This is a genomic window from Thermococcus sp. 4557, assembly GCF_000221185.1.
Classification (GTDB): domain Archaea; phylum Methanobacteriota_B; class Thermococci; order Thermococcales; family Thermococcaceae; genus Thermococcus.
In genome coordinates this window covers 1970782-1986552 of the sequence record NC_015865.1, presented here as the reverse complement: position 1 = coordinate 1986552, position 15771 = coordinate 1970782, and the positions used below count along the sequence as shown (strand labels likewise).

Sequence of the window (15771 nt, the reverse complement as noted above, 5' to 3'; positions counted from 1 at the left end):
TCAGCCCGGCCCCTTCCTCCTACCGTTCATCCCTTTTCGAGTCTGGTTCCGTCCTCTCGATTTTTCCCGGTCTCTCATGCCTGAAGACCTATGGTAACCTCTGTTGTCCCCGCGGTCCCTGCGTATCGTTCTGCCCTCCTCAATCTCCCTCTTCAGGACCTTTGCCTCCTCCTCGGTGTTCCTCACGCGGAAGACCCTCGCGATTCTCTCTATCGCCTCAAGCTTCCTTACAATGCCGTCGAGCCACGTGAAGACGTCTCCGGGATAGACTATCAATCCATAGACCTTCCTGAAGTGCTCCGCTATCTGCGTGGGGTGCTTACCGCTCCTCCTCAGCTCGATTATCATATCGCTCACGCGCTCCATCGCGTAGTCGGTGCAGTCGTCCTCGGGGCACATAAAGAACTCCTGGTAGAGCGTGAAGAGCCTCTCGGCGGCGTTGGGGCTGAGTTCGGGGATAACCCGGTCAAGTTCATCAAGGATCGAGGCAAAGCTCGGCGAGAATACGTTGGCACTCAGTCTTCCCCTCACTGCACCCTCAAGCTCCCTCTGGAGCGTTCCGCTCAGGTAGAGGTTCTCGAACGGCAAAAGCTTGACGGCTATCCACCGGGCGGGCTTCTTTCCGAGGTTGTTCCTTATGAAGGACGCCTCCTTGGGCAGGAGAAAGCTCATACTAACGGCCCTTCCGTAGGGGGTGACCTCCACGGACGGCCCTTTAAGCCGGACAAAGCCGTGCTCCCCAAGCTTTTCGAGGACCTTTTCCGCACTCTGGTTGGCGCCGAGGCATTTGGACTGGACATCCTCGATGACGTCGAGCCGGTTGAAGACGCAGGAATGGGCTAAGACGTTGTCCTGCTCAAGCTCGTCGCTCCACTCGACGAGGACAGGCTCAATCGGTGCGATGAGGAGCTTGAATGCAACCTCGTCCTCCGAGCTTTCCATCTGGGCGGAATACTTCCTCCCGGGCTCGACGATGAGATATACCCTGCCCTTCTCGTGGTAGAGCGGCCTTCCTGCCCTTCCGAGCATCTGGTGGAACTCCCTCACACTCAGCCACTTGTTGCCCATCGCGAGGCTCTCGAAGATGACCTGGCTCGCTGGAAAGTCAACACCGGCCCCAAGGGCGGCTGTGGTGACCACAACGTCGAGCCTCTGGGCTAAAAACTCCATCTCGGTGAGCTTCCTCTGCTTGTAGGGCAGGCCGGAGTGGTAGGGCTTGGCTTTCAGGCCTTTGCTCGTGAGGTAAGCGGCAAGCTCGTGCGTCCTCTTGCGCGAGAAGGTGAAGACTATCGTCTGCCCCTTGTAGCCCTGCCGGGATTTTCTCATCGCCTCCGCCCGGCAGAGAACCGCTATGTGGCGCCACTTCTCGGACTCGTTTCTCGCTATGATGATGTGCCTCTCCAAGTCAACCGGCCTCTCATCGTAGAGCACCAGCTTCAGCCCGAGCTCCTTCGCCAGTTCGCCGGCGTTTCCAACGGTTGCGGAGAGGCCGATGAACTGCGCGCTCGGATAGAGCTTCCTCAGCCTCGCAATTAAACCGTCAAGCCTCGGCCCGCGCTCCTCGTCGTCGAGGGTGTGTATCTCGTCTATCACTATGGTTCCAACGTTGCCGATCTTCCTCCCCGCCCTGAGGAGGTAGTCAACGCCCTCATAGGTTCCCACTATGATGTCCGCATCGATGCCCGTGTCAACGACCACAAGCTCGTCCCGGGTCTTTATGCGGCTCATTCCAACCCTTATCGCCACCCTCAGCCCGAGCTTCGAATACCTCCTCTTGAAGTCCTCGTACTTCTGGTTGGCCAGAGCGACAAGTGGGACGAGGAAAAGCATCTTCCGGCCTTTCATGGCCCTCGGAACACCGGCCAGCTCGCCGATGAGGGTTTTGCCGCTGGCAGTGGCGGAAACCACGAGGAGGCTCTCGCCTTCAAGGAGGCCGTTCTTTATCGCCAGGCTCTGGACCGGGAGGAGCTCGTTAACGCCTTCCGCCTTAAGAACGGATTTAAACCTCTCGGGAAGCGGGAGCTCGTCGATGTGGATTTTCTCAACGCGCACGTGCTTGGCCTTCAGTTCATCCCACTTGGTTATCTCCGGATGCCTCGTCGGGTCGAAGCGGGGGTCGAAGGCGTAGAGGACTTTATCCAGGTCTCTGAACCGGTCGAGGAGCTTCTTCGCCTGGTCGAACATGGCAACGCTCTTGAACCTGAAGCGGAGCTCCCTCTTCAGCTCGTCCTCGGCACAGCGCTCGCAGATGTACTCGCCGTGGTATTTAATGCGGTTGCCCTCGGTGAGGACGGTTATCCTGCCGTCGAGGAGGCAGAGGCGGCAGAGCTCGGCGCGTTCAACCCTCTTGTTCTGGAGCCTCCTCCTGAAGTAGTCCTCCCACTCGTCGGCGTTCACAAGGACGATTCTGGCCTGACGAAGAAGCTTCTCGATTTCCTTCGGATTGCGATACTGGCTGCCCTCAAGAACCTTGAAGAGCCTTCCCTCTCGCATTATGAAGCGGTATATCCTCTCGGCCTTCAGGTTCTTCATGGCGGTGAGCTTTTCGGGCTCGTTCTCGATGAAGAATGCCTCAAGCTCGTTCTTCTTCCTTCCAGGTCTCACGACGAAGAGCATCCTCACTCCCTCGCCAAGTGCTCATCGCTTTCCCTTCTCACAGGCCACCCAGTTCTCCTTGAAGGTGTCTATTATGAGCGTAACCTCCACCCGTTCGAGGTTTTTGCCGAATAACCGTTTGAGCCTCCCGGCGAAGGCCTTAACCTCGTCGGTACTGTGGAAGCTCGCCCTCACGAGTATCTGTCTCTCACCGCTGCGCCGGTAGAGGCTCTGAACCTCCTCCAAGCAGGCAATCTTCATCAGAATCTGGTCTATCGTGTGGTCGTCTATGGCCAGGCGCAGCTCAAAGAAAGCCTGGACGTATTCATCGAGGAAAGCCGGGTCAACGATGGCGGAGTAGCCCTTAATGGCCCCGAGCTTCTCCAGCTTTTCGACCCTGTTCTTCACGCTCGCCGGGGATAAGCCAACCCTCTTCCCGAGCTCGGTTAGGGTTATCCTGCCCTCCTTCCGGAGGATTCGGAGTATCTCCCTGTCCTTCTCGTCTATTCCCGGCATCGGCTCCACCAGCTGAAAGGAAAAGAAGAATCAGCGGGTGATCTTTATCTCCCGCATCAGCTCAAGCGGCTCAGGATTCCTCTCGAAGTAGTCCCTGACCGGCTTGAGGAGTTCGATGAGGTATTCGGCGACCGCGTTCTTGAGGTCGAGCGGGTGAAGCTTGCCCTCGGCGAAGTCTCTCTTGAGCTCCTCGATGGTCGTGTAGGTGACGTCGCCGCCGAACTTGGCCGGGCGGTGGATTGTGAACTCCGTAGGCTCCTCGCGGAAGATTATGTACTCTGCCCAGTCGAGGACCGGGTTGTACCTGACTTCCCTCGCCGGGCAGAAGGCCTTCCTGAGCTTCTGCTTGATTTCCTCCGGTGTGTCGTGGATAAAGACCGCCGAGTAGGGCTTGCTCTTGCTCATCTTCATCTGGGTCTTGAGCTCCTTAAACTGCTCCTCGCTCTCTATCGGCCACACCGGCGGCTCCTGGAGGCCGAGCAGGAGGTGGTGGTGCAGAGCGACCGGCTTGAGCTTCTCGCCCTTCCACTCGAGGGCGTGGTACTTGAGCTTCTGAGCCACTTCGATGGCTATGACGTGGGCCTTCCTCTGGTCCATTCCGGCGTGGGCTATGGTGACGCCCTGGTAGTAGATGTCGGCAACCTGCATCGCCGGGTAGATGAGCTTGGCGAAGTCTATGGCCTCCCCCATCTGGCGGCCCATTATCGTTATGGAGCGCATCATCCTCGCGAGGGTGACGTTCTTGGAGATGTCTATGACGGTCTGCCAGTAGTCGCCCTTCTCGAGTATCTCGCTCGCGAGGACGAACTCGACCTCCTCAGGGTCACCGCCCATGACCTTTATGCTCTGCTTCATGCCCTCCTTGAAGTAGCTAAGCGCGACCTTCTGGATGACCTCCAGGTCTCCACCGAGCTTGTCGTTTATCCAGCTGTGCCAGTCGGCGAGGAAGATTCTCGTCTTGATTCCAGCCTTCTGAAGGTCGGCTATCTTCGCTCCCGCCATGAGTCCGGTTCCGAGGTGAATGTAACCGCTTATCTCAAATCCGATGTAGTGCTGCATTGGAACGCCGACTTCGAGCAGGTGCCTGAGGTTTTCCTCCGTCAGGAGCTCCTCCGTTGGCTTTCTCTTGATGAGTTCTATCCTTCTTTCAATGTCCATACTCACCACCTGAAGCCTGAACGGTACAAGCCTTTAAGGGTTTTACTGCGGGGGAAGTACAGCCGACGGCTTCGGGGATGGCTCAAAAGTTTAACTGAATCGAAAAACTTCCCACTTCATAAGATTTATAACTTCCTGGGCCTTAGATAACCCGGTGATACCATGAGGAAGGCTGCAATAATACTTGCGGTGTTTGTTTTCTTTGGTGTTTTTGGATTTGCCATGGCCAGTGCTACGACCGTCGGTGTTGACCTCGCCCACGGCGAGAGCGACAAGGGTCTGGCAGTTCTGACCGACAAGGACGGCAACGTTCTCGCTGAGGGAATGATAAAGACCATCAGCGACGTCAGCTGGGCTTACATAGGACCGGCCGACAAGGCCGATGAGCTTGGAATCAATCAGCTCGGCGAGAAGATAACCTACGACGCCATCAAGGACGTGGACTTCCTTATCATCGGCCAGCCGACCCAGGCCTTCAGCCCGGACGAGGTTCAGGCCATCGTCCAGTGGTGGAACGACGGAAACAGGATCCTCTGGGTTGCGGCTGATTCTGACTACGGCGACGGCCCGCAGAGGATTGACTTCGCCAACACCATCCTCGACGCCATCGGCGCCAACCTCAGGCTCGACCAGTGCTCCGCTGAGGACGCCACCAGCAACGCTGGAGCCGGCTACCGTGTCGTCGGTCTCGTGAACCCGGACAGCGGAACCCCCGACAAGGACATGCTCACCAAGGACTTCAAGAACGGCGGCAAGGTCCTCTTCCACGGACCGGGTGTCGTTGCTTACGTCGATGAGAACGGCAACTGGCAGAGCCTCCACGGCGGAATCGCCGATGGAATATACATCATAGTCACCACCAGCGCCGACGGCCAGATCGTTGAGAACACCGACCCGGCGGCCCAGGCCTACACCGCCGGTGACGTCGGCGAGTTCCCGCTCATGGCCGTCCAGCTCTTCGAGGACAAGAAGAACGTCCTCGTTGTCAGCGGTGAGACCCCCTACGGCGGCTACGAGCCGATGTGGAGCCCGACCTACCACGGCGTTGACCTCGACGGCCCGCAGTTCGTCACCAACTTCATCCACTGGGCCATAACCGTCCAGAGCAACCTCGGCAAGGAAGAGACCAGCGAGGGCGGAAGCACCTGCGGCCCGGCGGCTCTGATCGGTCTCGCCCTCATACCGCTTGCCCTCTACAGGAGGAGGAAGTGATCTCCTCCATTTTTTTGCTTGCTGAACCATTAATTTTTTATTAAGTTTCTCGAACCACCCACGATTGACATAACCAGGTGATAAACCATGAAGAAGCCCGTGGCAATTGGCTTTATCCTGCTTCTTGCCCTCAGCGTCGTGGCCAGCGGCTGCATAAGCGGAGGAAACGGCGGTGAAACCTCCGGAATAACCCTTGTCATCGTCACCAGGCACGACGCGACCATACAGTACATGGTCAAGCAGACCTTCCTCCAGAGCGATGTCGCCAAGCAGTACAACATTGAGGACATCAAGTTCATCAAGGTCCCGGAGAGCCTCTGGCCCAGCTACATCGAGAAGGGCGCCGACGTTGGCTGGGGAGGCGGACCGACGCTCTTCGACGACCTCTACAAGGCCAACTACCTCGCCCCGATAACCGACGAGAAGGTTCTCGGTCTCCTCGGCAACCCGCTCCCCACCGAGCTCGCGGGAATGCCCATGGTCAGGAAGGACGACGACGGCAAAGTTTACTGGATAGCCGCGGCGCTCTCCTCCTTCGGATACACCGTCAACAAGAAGCAGCTCGAGAAGTGGAACCTTCAGATACCGGACAAGTGGGAGGACATAGCGAGTGAGGACTGGGCCCTCAACCCGCCGCAGTACGGAATAGCCGACCCGACCAGGAGCACCTCGAACACCAGGATATACCAGATTATCCTCCAGGCCTTCGGCTGGGAGGAGGGCTGGCGCATCATGACCCTCATCACGGCCAACTCCAAGGTTTACCTCGCCAGCGACGCCGTCAGGGACGCCGTTATCAACGGTGAGATAGCGGCAGGAAACACCATCGACTTCTACGGCTACACCGCCATGCAGCAGAACCCCGACTGTCTCTACGTCGTTCCGAAGGGAGAGAGCATCATAAACGGCGACCCGATAGCACTCCTCAAGAACGCCAAGCACCCCGAGGCGGCTCAGGCCTTCATATACTGGGTTCTCACCGAGGGTCAGGCCGTCTGGATGAGCCCCGACGTCAACAGGCTCCCGATCAACCCGCAGATATTCGATATGACCATCACCAAGCCCTACGCGGACGTCATCTTCAAGGGCCAGAACGAGGGCAAGACCTACGGCGAAGCCAGGCCCGCCCTTGAGAAGGCCTACGATGATGCCATACACGCCGAGGGAATCGAGTTCGACGACAAGAGGGCCCTTGAGACCGTGAGCGCACTCCAGTACTACTTCAAGGCCACCCTCGTTGACCCGAACCAGAAGCTTCACGACGCATGGGTCGCCATAGTCCAGGCCCACAAGCAGGGCAAGATAACCGATGAGCAGTTCGAGCAGCTCAAGGACGAGCTCACCGCCCCGATAGAGTTCAAGGACCCCGAGACCGGTCAGACAGTTACCTTCACCGAGGAGTACGCCAAGAAGATAAACGACAGGATCGTCAAGGACAGGAACTTCCAGGACCAGCTCGTCCAGGAGTGGCGCCAGGGCGCCATGGACAAGTACCAGAAGGTGCTCGACGACCTCAACAGCATGCTCGGTTGAGTTTGATATCCCCCTGCGAATTTCCATTCTTTTTTGGCACTTTTTCAATACGGACGAATCAACAAATTCTTGGAAATCTTTAAATAGACTCCACCTCGACCAACTCAGAGTGGCGGGTATGGTCAGAAGCAGAACGGAGGTTGATGCTCAATGAAGGTAAGCAAGTGGAGCGAGAGACTCTTTGGAACACCCCTGTTCGATCCGGTCGTTACGACTTCGTTCCTGTTCCCACTCCTGTACCTGGTGGCCTTCCTGATAATCCCAGTGCTGGCAATGCTCGCGGTGGCCTTCGAGTACAACGGTCACTTCTCCTTCCACTGGTTCACCAGCATACTGACGTCGGAGTACTACATCAGCTGGCCGACCGGGGAGTTCTCCAGACTTGTCACCCTGCCCAGCGGGGAGCAGATCTACTATGTCCAGGGCGTTGACTTCGGAGTGATACTCAACTCCATAATAGTCTCCCTGAGCGTCATGATCCTGACCACGATACTGGGAACCGTCTTCGCATTCGTCATGGCGCGCTACAACTTCCCGGGCAAGAACATCGTCAGGATTCTTCTCTTCGTGCCGCTCCTCGTTACGCCCTTCGTCAACGTCTTCATCGTTAAGAAGATGTTCCTTCCCAACGGTCTGATAAACTGGCTGTTCTACGATATCCTTCACGTATTCCCGCACAGAATCGTTATCGACGGTCTCGTGGGCGTTATAGTCGCTCAGGCGATGACCTACTACCCGATAGTTTACCTCAACGCCTACGCGAGCTTCATCAACATCGACCCCACCCTTGAGGAGCAGGCGGAGAACCTTGGAAGCAGGGGCTTCCACCTCTTCAGAACCGTTACGTTCCCGCTCGCCCTCCCGGGAATCGCGGCAGGAGCGACCCTCGTTGGAATCTTCAGCCTTGAGGACCTCGCCGCGCCGATAGTCTTCCAGGGCAACCCGCTCGCCAGGAAGCTCATGTCCTTCCAGATCTACAGCGCCTTCACCAGCGGTTTCAACGTTGGAAGCCCGCAGCTCGCTGCCCTCGCGCTCATAATGCTCACCATCGCCATCCTGATGTTCCTCGGAATCAGGAAGTACGTCAGCCTGCGCCAGTACGCCATGCTCAGCAAGGGCGGAAGGTGGAAGCCGCGCGTGGCCAAGCCCAAGGGCTGGCAGGCGGTCCTCATCTACCTCGTCGTCCTTCCTATGCTCCTCATCTCAATATTCCCGCAGGTGGGTGTGGTTCTCCTCGCCTTCAGCGAGAGCTGGTCCGGAACATGGCCTCAGGGCTTCACCACCGCGCACATCCAGAGCATCATAACCCAGCCGGACATTGAACGCGTTATCATGAACAGCATCATGTATTCCACCGCCGCAATAATCGTCATCCTCCTCCTGTCGCTCACCGCCTCCTACGCCTCCAGCAGGTTCAAGAAGAGCCAGCTCGGACCCGTTCTCGACAGCCTCTCAACGATACCCATAGCCGTTCCGGGTATCGTCATAGCGATGAGCTACTTCTTCTTCTTCGCCAAGGTGTTCCCGGACACGCCCCTCGACCCCACGAACCTGCTCGGCTTCAACCCCGCGATGGTTCTCGTGCTGGCGTACTCGATCAGGCGTCTGCCCTTCGCGGCGCGCTCCATCTCGGCCGGAATCCAGCAGGTTCACGTGTCCCTCGAGGAGGCTGCGCTCAACCTCGGCGCAGGAAGGTGGAAGGCACTGACGGGAATTCTGATACCCCTGATACTCCTGAACCTGCTTGGAGGAGCCATGCTGAGCTTCGTCTACTGTATGAGCGAGACCAGCGTCGGCATCACCCTCGGTTCCATCAACCCAGAGTACTACCCGATAACCGCCAGGATGGTCGAGCTCATGACGAGCGCCGTTGGAAGCGCCAACCTCGCGGCCGCGCTCGGTGTCTTCCTCATGACGGTGCAGATTATAGCCATAGTCCTGGCGAACGTGATAACCAAGCAGAGGTACTCATTCATAGGTCTCACATGAGGTGGTTGGGATGGTTGACGTCAAGCTTGAGAACATCGTCAAAACCTTCGGAGAAACGGTTGCCCTTAAGGGGATAGACCTTCACATAAAGGCAGGGGAGCTCTTCACCCTGCTCGGACCGAGCGGGTGTGGAAAGTCCACGACGCTGAGAATCATAGCAGGTCTGGACTTCCCGGACAGCGGCACAATACACTTCGGCGACGAGGAGGTCACCTACCTCCCGTCCAGCAAGCGCGGTGCGGTGCTCGTCTTCCAGAACTACGCCCTGTGGCCCCACATGACGGTCTTCGACAACGTCGCCTATGGTCTGAAGCTCAAGAAGCTTCCAAAGGACGAGATAAAGAAGAAGGTGGAGTGGGCCCTCGAACTCGTCAAGCTCGAGGGCTTCGCGGACCGCTACCCGACCCAGCTTTCCGGAGGTCAGCAGCAGCGTGTCGCGATAGCTAGAGCTTTGGTCGTCGAGCCCAAGGTTCTCCTCCTCGACGAGCCGCTGAGCAACCTCGACGCCAAGCTCAGGCTTGAGATGCGTTCGGAGATAAGGAGAATCCAGCGCGAGCTCGGTATCACCGTCATCTACGTCACCCACGACCAGGAGGAGGCCATGGCCATAAGCGACAGGATTGCCGTCATGAACGTCGGAACCGTCGAGCAGGTGGGAACACCGAAGGAGATATACGAGACTCCGAGGACTGAATTCGTCGCCAGCTTCATGGGCAAGACCAACGTCATCCCGGCCAAAGTTGTCGAGAGGAACGGCGACCGCGTTTCCGTCGAGTTCGAGGGCATAAGGCTCGACGGCCTCCACTACACTGACAAGAGCGACGACGTCGTCATAGTCATCAGGCCTGAGAGGATAAAGCTCAAGCCCGTCGAGAACGCGGTCTCATTCACCGGAACCGTTGACCTCATCGAGTACTACGGATTCTTCATCGAGGTCGTCGGTCTCTTCGGGGACACCAGGATCATCGCCAGAACCATCAGCGACAGGGAGATAGCGGGACTCAGGCCGCTCCAGCAGGTGACGTTCTACGTCGAGAGGGACGACATCATCGTCCTCCCGAAGCAGCGGCTTTAAACCCCTTTTCCCATTTCATTTAGGTGGTCGCATGCGTGGATTTCTGGAGTTCCTCAACGAGGGGCAGGTCTACGAGGTTCTGCTCGTCACGAGGTCAAATGCCACCCCAGTGGGCGTTGTAAGGAGAGGGAACAAGCTGTTTTTCAAACTCTTCGGTGGAAAGAGCGCAGGTGAGCTGAGGGAGCATCCATACGCGTCGGTGCAGGTGACCAACGACGTTGAGCTGATCGTAAAGCTCGCCCTCAACCTGCCGGTGGAGCTTGAGTTCGAGAACATGGGGGCGCACAGGTGGATACGGGGACTCCCGGGGGTGTACGGACCGGTCACGTTCACCGAGGAAGCCCACGAGGATTATCTCGGGAAAACCACCGTTTTGAGGTGTTCGCTGGAGCCGGAGGGAACCATCGATGGAATACTGCCCCCCAAACCTCCGAGCAGGGCCGACTGGCACCTCCTGGAGATGGCCGTGGACTTCACCCGGTGGGAGGTGGCGATGAGGAACGGGAAGACGGAGGCCGCCGGGAAGCTGCGAGGAAGGATAATCGAGAACTATTCATCCTACCGGCGGTTTGGGGGGAGCTCGGAACTGGCGGAGATTATGAGGGCGGCACTGGACGAAGATGGGTAAAGGAGCGCCCCTCAGACAAGGGAAAGCTTATAACCGATTTATTTCAGCTTTTCTTGGTGATACCATGAAGGCAGGCAAGCTTATGGCTCTTTTGGTGGCCCTGCTTACCATAGCGGCGGTTCCAGTGAGCACCGTCTGGGCCGCTTCAAGCAGCGTGACGCCGGGAGAGATCCTCGTTCAGCCGCTCCCGGGAATTCCAGCGATAGGAAAGCCCGGAGACATAGTTGAAATACACCCCGCCGAGGGGGTTTCCATCGATTCCCTTCAGATAGTCTCAATACTTCACGGGCCCTACGACCTCCAGATAGTGGGCACGGAGAACGGCGTCATCAAGGCCAAGATACCCGAGGACGCGGTGCCGGACGATTACTTCCTCGTCGTCAGGAGCGATAAGGGCGAGGTCACGATACCCAACGGCGTGTGGGTCATGAAGGACGCCCCGACGGTTCTCAGGATAGCCCACGGCAGCGACCTCCACGTCACGAGCGGCTCAAAGATGGGCTTCGTCTGCGGCGAGTACTTCCAGAAGAGCATCCCCGAGATACTCAAGTACTGCGAGCATCCCTACGCAATGCACAGCTACACCGCCCACGACAGCTTCATGACGTACTACGCAATGACCGGAGCGGGCGGCGAGAACGTGGTTAACCTCATAATAAGCACCGGCGACGACGTCGATACCAACGGCGACAGCGAAGGATACAAGATGTTCGACACGGGTATAATCCACGGCACCGCCGCTGGCATGCCCTTCATAGGCATCAAGGGCAACCACGACCACCCCCCGACCTACTACACCAAGTACGTTGGTCCAAGATACTTCTACGAGGTCATAGGCAACTTCCTCATAATAGGCCTGGACAGCCGCGGTGAGGAGAGGCACCCCGAACTCGAGCAGCTCCAGTGGATGGAGAACGTGCTTGAGAGCCACCCCAACAAGACGGTCATAGTCCTCGTCCACCACCCGTTCTGGTACACCACCCCCGACGGCAAGTGGGGCGGAACCATAAAGGGCTACACGGCCTTTGACGACGGCGACTGGAACGCCCTGACCAAGTTCATAAGCTGGGACTGGGAGGGCAAGAACGGCGAGTACGATGAAATAGCCAGAACCTTCCTCCAGCTCGTCGAGAAGTACAACATCAGGCTCGTCCTCGCCGGACACATCCACAAGGACAAGCCGGTTCTCTACATCGACAAGGAGGGCAACGAGCACTGGTTCTACACCGTCACCACCACCGGCGCACCCGACAAGACCAGCAACCCGCCGAGCAAAGCCGACCAGGACAGGGGATACACCGTCCCGAGCTGGTACGGTTCGCAGGTTATCTACGTCTACGACAACGGCACAGTGAAGTTCCCGCTCGCGGGGGACGTCCTCCACGAGGGCATAAGCTCCCTCCCGATACCGCAGAAGTTCATAGTTTACAGGCAGAACGGCGAGGATGGAACCGCGGCCAGGTTCGTGAACGAGCTCGGCGAGGAAGTCAGCGGCCCCTTCGTCCTCGAGATACCCGAGGGGGCCAAGGTGGATCCCGAGCACACCAACATAACCTACACCGTCCTGGGCGAGAGGGAGATTGGCGGCACCTACTACATGCTCCTCAACGTCACCGTTCCCCAGGGCGTCAGCCAGATAACCGTCGTCAAGGAAGCCGACACCCAGGCTCCGGAGGTCAAAATCGGCTACCTCTCCCCAGGCAAGCCAAAACCCGGGCGGAACTTCAAGGTTTACATAATCGCGGGTGACAACGTTGGAATCAAGGAAATGAAGGTCCAGATAATCTCCGACGGAAAGGTCATCGCGGAGTATCCAGCGTTCTCCCTGAAGCCCATCAGTGTCGATGCCACTTACTTCACCGAGGTTCCGGGAGTCGATGCCAGCAGCTTCACCGTGAAGGTCACCGCCGTGGACTTCTACGGCAACACCGGCGAGGCGACCTACACCGTGGGAGGAGGCAGCACCAGCAGCCCGAGCCAGACGACCACCGAGGGCGGGGGAAGCACCTGCGGCCCGGCCCTCATCGTGGGCCTCGCACTCCTCCCGGTTCTCCTCAGGAAGAGGAAGTGACCATCTCCTCTTTCAATTTTCTCTCCCGAAGGCCCCATCACCGGACTGGAGGTGCTGGATCCGTTTCTTTTCCGGAGCACTTCCATGGGGGCCGCCAAGGCCAGATAAAGCTGTCAGCGGACTTCTTCAATAGGGGAAGAGTTTTTAAACCGTCCCCATAAGCCCCCCATGGTGATGAAGGTGAAGTTCAAAGGCAAAGCCTTCGGGAACATTGTGAGGATGGAGTTCGACATTCTCACGCTCAGCGAGCTTAAAATAGACGACCTGCGAGACTTTGACGTTGATTCCATCAAGATCGAGCTCAAGCCCACATCATCCGGCATACGGGTTACCGGTATATGGGAGGGTACCGTCGAGGAAGCCGGAGAGGGAATAAAGAAGGCCCTCCTTGAGAGCTACAAACTCCGCGAGAGGATTCTCAACAGGATAAAGAGCAAGACGGAGGCAATAAGGAGCACCATGCGCCAGCTCGGCTTCAAGGAGGAAGTGGAGGGCTACGGAAGTGCGCTGCGCTTCGTCAAGAAGGTCGGCGCCTACGACATAGTCGTCGTCGCCTCAACGACCGACGAGGTGGTCCGCGTCGAGGTCTACGGCAACGACAAGAAGATACTCAGCCCGGAGCTGGAGAGCATCTTCGAGGACGTCGAGGTGGAGGAGCTGGAGATATACGACTTCGAGGACGACAAGGAGGAGCGGCTCGTTATAAACCTCGAGATACCGAAGAACGAAGAAAAGCCAGAGAGGAAGATAATGGAAGCCATCAGGATGATAGAAAGCATGCTGATGGCCTGATCACTTGTATTTGCTGTCCAGCTGAAGCTGCTTCAGCTTTGCCGTTATTCCCTTTGTCGGCGCCCTGTCCTCACTTATTATCTTCCCGGTTCCTGTGTCTATCCTTGCGTAGTAGAGAGTCTCCTTCCCCGCCACCTTGATGTGGACGTAGCCCCTCTCCTCGTAGAGGACGAGGCGCTCCACCGCGGGCCGTTCTTCCTTGTATTTCTCCCTCACATGCGCGAGGTAGGACTCCTTTATCGCCATCTCCGTGAAGCGGACGTCGCTCTTCAGAACTTCCCCAGTGGTTCTGTGGAGGACGAACCTCCCGACCTTCGTTCTTCCGGCGAATTCGACCTCCCAGTTCTCGTTGAGCGTTACCGACCTTATCACAGCCTCCTCGTCTATCTCCTTCGCGGCCTCGACTGCCATCCTCTCGGCTAGGTCCCTTCTCAGAACACGGTCAGTCTCCTCGATGAGCTTTCCGTCCCTGCTGACTCTGACGGTTACCATGTGGCGGTCGTTCTCGGCGGTAACGGTGTACTCGGTTTCGGTTCCCTCGATGGACTTTATCTCAAAGTCGGGATACTTCTCGGAGACTATCTCCTTCGCCCTCTCGGGCGTCACCTCGACGAGGTAGTCGAGGACGTCCCCCGTCGAGCCGTCCACCTTCACGACGGCCTTTCCATCGGCGCTCTCAAGAACCAGCTCCAGGTACTTGTGCTCCAGCACACGGTATGATTCCATAACCAGGTCTCTCAGCGGAAAGTTGCCCTCTATGACAGTCCGGGCGTTTTCGAAGGCGTCTTCGGGCGATGGGAGCCTCCTAACTTCCTCATAGCTGCCGTCTGTGAGATCGACGCTGACAACGGCCACGCCCCCCTCAAGCAGTATGTCCGCGATGGCGGCCTTCTTGCCCTTCTCGAGGTTGATGACCCTGCCCTGCGGATAGGCGTTTCTCAGTAGTTCGTTGAGGGCGTCGTCGCTCATGAGGGCCTCCATCCCAAGAAGCCTGCCTGTGTAGCCGTTGAACTGGGCCTCGAATGAGAAGCGCTCCGTCTTTCCGGATACCTTAACCTTCCCGTTTGTTCTCTTGAGCTCGTACTCGCCGATTTCCTCCCCCGTCTGCTTCCGAACGATGTCCCGAACCCTCTCAACGAAGTAGTCATCGGGCAGGGGGTTCATCTCGAAGGTTACCTCTCCGCGCTCCAGATCGACCCTGGCACTGGCCAGGTTTTCACCCACCCGGACCTCGAGTCTGGCCTCTTTGGGAACGTAGACTTTCTTCCTCTCATGGATGGTCACCCGGCCCTCTGGAACGCCGAGCTCCTTTGCGGCGACGGCTTTAAGGACGAAGACCGCCTCGCTTGGACTGAGGGGAACCTCCACCTCACGCTCCGTGACGTGGATAATCGAGCCGTCGTTCAGGAGGGCCTTGGTTACGGGGACGCTAAGGTTCTTGTCCTGCGTTGCCCTGAGGACTATGCGGTCCTCCGAAAACACCACCGCCTTGTCCTTTTCACCATCCCCCTCGACGGACCAGGAGAATATGTACGCACTGGACAGGGAGACTGAGATGGACTCGAGCTTCACCTCCTCCGGCTTCACAGGGTATTTGGAAGCCGCGAACGATGCCACCTTTCCGAGCACTGCCTCGGGTGAAAAGTCATGGAGAAGCGGGGCATCGAGCTCGAACTCATTCAGGGGACTTTTTTCTTCTCCCGTCTCCGTCTCGGCCTTAAGCCGCTCCACAAGATCGGCGGGCGGTTCCATCCGGTAGTTGTTGAACAGGGAGGCGAGCTTCTCGCCGTCCCACGGAACCACCCTCCCCCTATGCTCCCTGGATATTAGAACCTTGGCGTCCTTCGTGAATCCTGCGGGGGATATCAGTATTCCCTTATCCGCCCTGTATTTGTTCACCAGGTCAGCGAAGACGTTGACGTCCCTCGAAGAGGCCAGCCCCTTGGAATGAACCGCCAGAACAACCTTCTCGGTCCCAGCTATGGGGTCGTCCCTTATCGCCACGACGTCTATTCCCCACTCCTTCCTGCCCGCCACCCTCTCGTAGTCCCTGAAGCCCATTCTCTTCAGCAGCTCGATTACGTCTCCAACGAGCGTTTCCCTGGATGCCAGCCTTATTAAATCCGGGGTCCACGGCATCAGTCTCACCCATGAAAGTGAAGTCCATTATCACGATTCTTTCGTCTTTATTTTATAAATCTC

11 protein-coding genes are annotated in these 15771 nt (G+C 57.7%); 7 read left to right on the top strand and 4 right to left on the bottom strand.

Going from position 1 to position 15771, the window contains the following annotated elements:
• The 3 genes from GQS_RS10595 to GQS_RS10585 are packed head-to-tail and all read right to left on the bottom strand — an operon-like array spanning nt 1 to nt 4269.
• Nucleotides 1-2616, bottom strand: a complete 2616-nt coding sequence (locus GQS_RS10595) for a DEAD/DEAH box helicase (protein WP_014013691.1) — start codon at nt 2614-2616, stop codon at nt 1-3.
• Nucleotides 2617-2637: 21 nt separating this feature from the next.
• Nucleotides 2638-3111 (bottom strand): Lrp/AsnC family transcriptional regulator, encoded by a 474-nt coding sequence (locus GQS_RS10590; RefSeq protein ID WP_014013690.1) that lies wholly within the window; start codon nt 3109-3111, stop codon nt 2638-2640.
• A gap of 30 nt (nt 3112-3141) precedes the next feature.
• Complete coding sequence (locus GQS_RS10585; RefSeq protein WP_014013689.1) at nt 3142-4269, bottom strand: tyrosine--tRNA ligase; 1128 nt, start codon at nt 4267-4269, stop codon at nt 3142-3144.
• A 162-nt stretch (nt 4270-4431) separates the two neighbouring features.
• Here GQS_RS10585 and GQS_RS10580 point away from each other — a divergent pair, with 162 nt between their 5' ends.
• The 7 genes from GQS_RS10580 (at nt 4432) to GQS_RS10550 (ending at nt 13569) form a co-directional block, all read left to right on the top strand.
• The gene (locus GQS_RS10580; protein WP_014013688.1) at nt 4432-5481 is read left to right on the top strand and encodes a CGP-CTERM sorting domain-containing protein; all 1050 of its coding nucleotides are present in this window, start codon (nt 4432-4434) and stop codon (nt 5479-5481) included.
• 87 nt (nt 5482-5568) lie between these two features.
• Nucleotides 5569-7014 carry an ABC transporter substrate-binding protein gene (locus GQS_RS10575; RefSeq protein WP_014013687.1) on the top strand — a complete coding sequence of 482 codons (1446 nt, stop codon included), beginning with the start codon at nt 5569-5571 and terminating at the stop codon, nt 7012-7014.
• A 150-nt stretch (nt 7015-7164) separates the two neighbouring features.
• The gene (locus GQS_RS10570; RefSeq protein ID WP_014013686.1) at nt 7165-9003 is read left to right on the top strand and encodes an iron ABC transporter permease; all 1839 of its coding nucleotides are present in this window, start codon (nt 7165-7167) and stop codon (nt 9001-9003) included.
• A gap of 10 nt (nt 9004-9013) precedes the next feature.
• Complete coding sequence (locus GQS_RS10565) at nt 9014-10078, top strand: ABC transporter ATP-binding protein (RefSeq protein ID WP_014013685.1); 1065 nt, start codon at nt 9014-9016, stop codon at nt 10076-10078.
• Between the two features lie 31 nt (nt 10079-10109).
• Entirely contained in the window at nt 10110-10706 is a 597-nt protein-coding gene (locus tag GQS_RS10560) for a DUF447 domain-containing protein (RefSeq protein WP_014013684.1), read from the top strand.
• Between the two features lie 64 nt (nt 10707-10770).
• Nucleotides 10771-12777: a metallophosphoesterase gene (locus GQS_RS10555; RefSeq protein ID WP_014013683.1), complete on the top strand. Its 2007-nt coding sequence runs from the start codon at nt 10771-10773 to the stop codon at nt 12775-12777.
• 168 nt (nt 12778-12945) lie between these two features.
• Complete coding sequence (locus GQS_RS10550) at nt 12946-13569, top strand: hypothetical protein (RefSeq protein WP_048056590.1); 624 nt, start codon at nt 12946-12948, stop codon at nt 13567-13569.
• On the opposite strand, the gene GQS_RS10545 is transcribed toward GQS_RS10550, so the two are convergent.
• Complete coding sequence (locus GQS_RS10545; RefSeq protein WP_014013681.1) at nt 13570-15708, bottom strand: restriction endonuclease; 2139 nt, start codon at nt 15706-15708, stop codon at nt 13570-13572. It lies immediately after the preceding gene.
• Between the last annotated feature and the right edge of the window lie 63 nt (nt 15709-15771).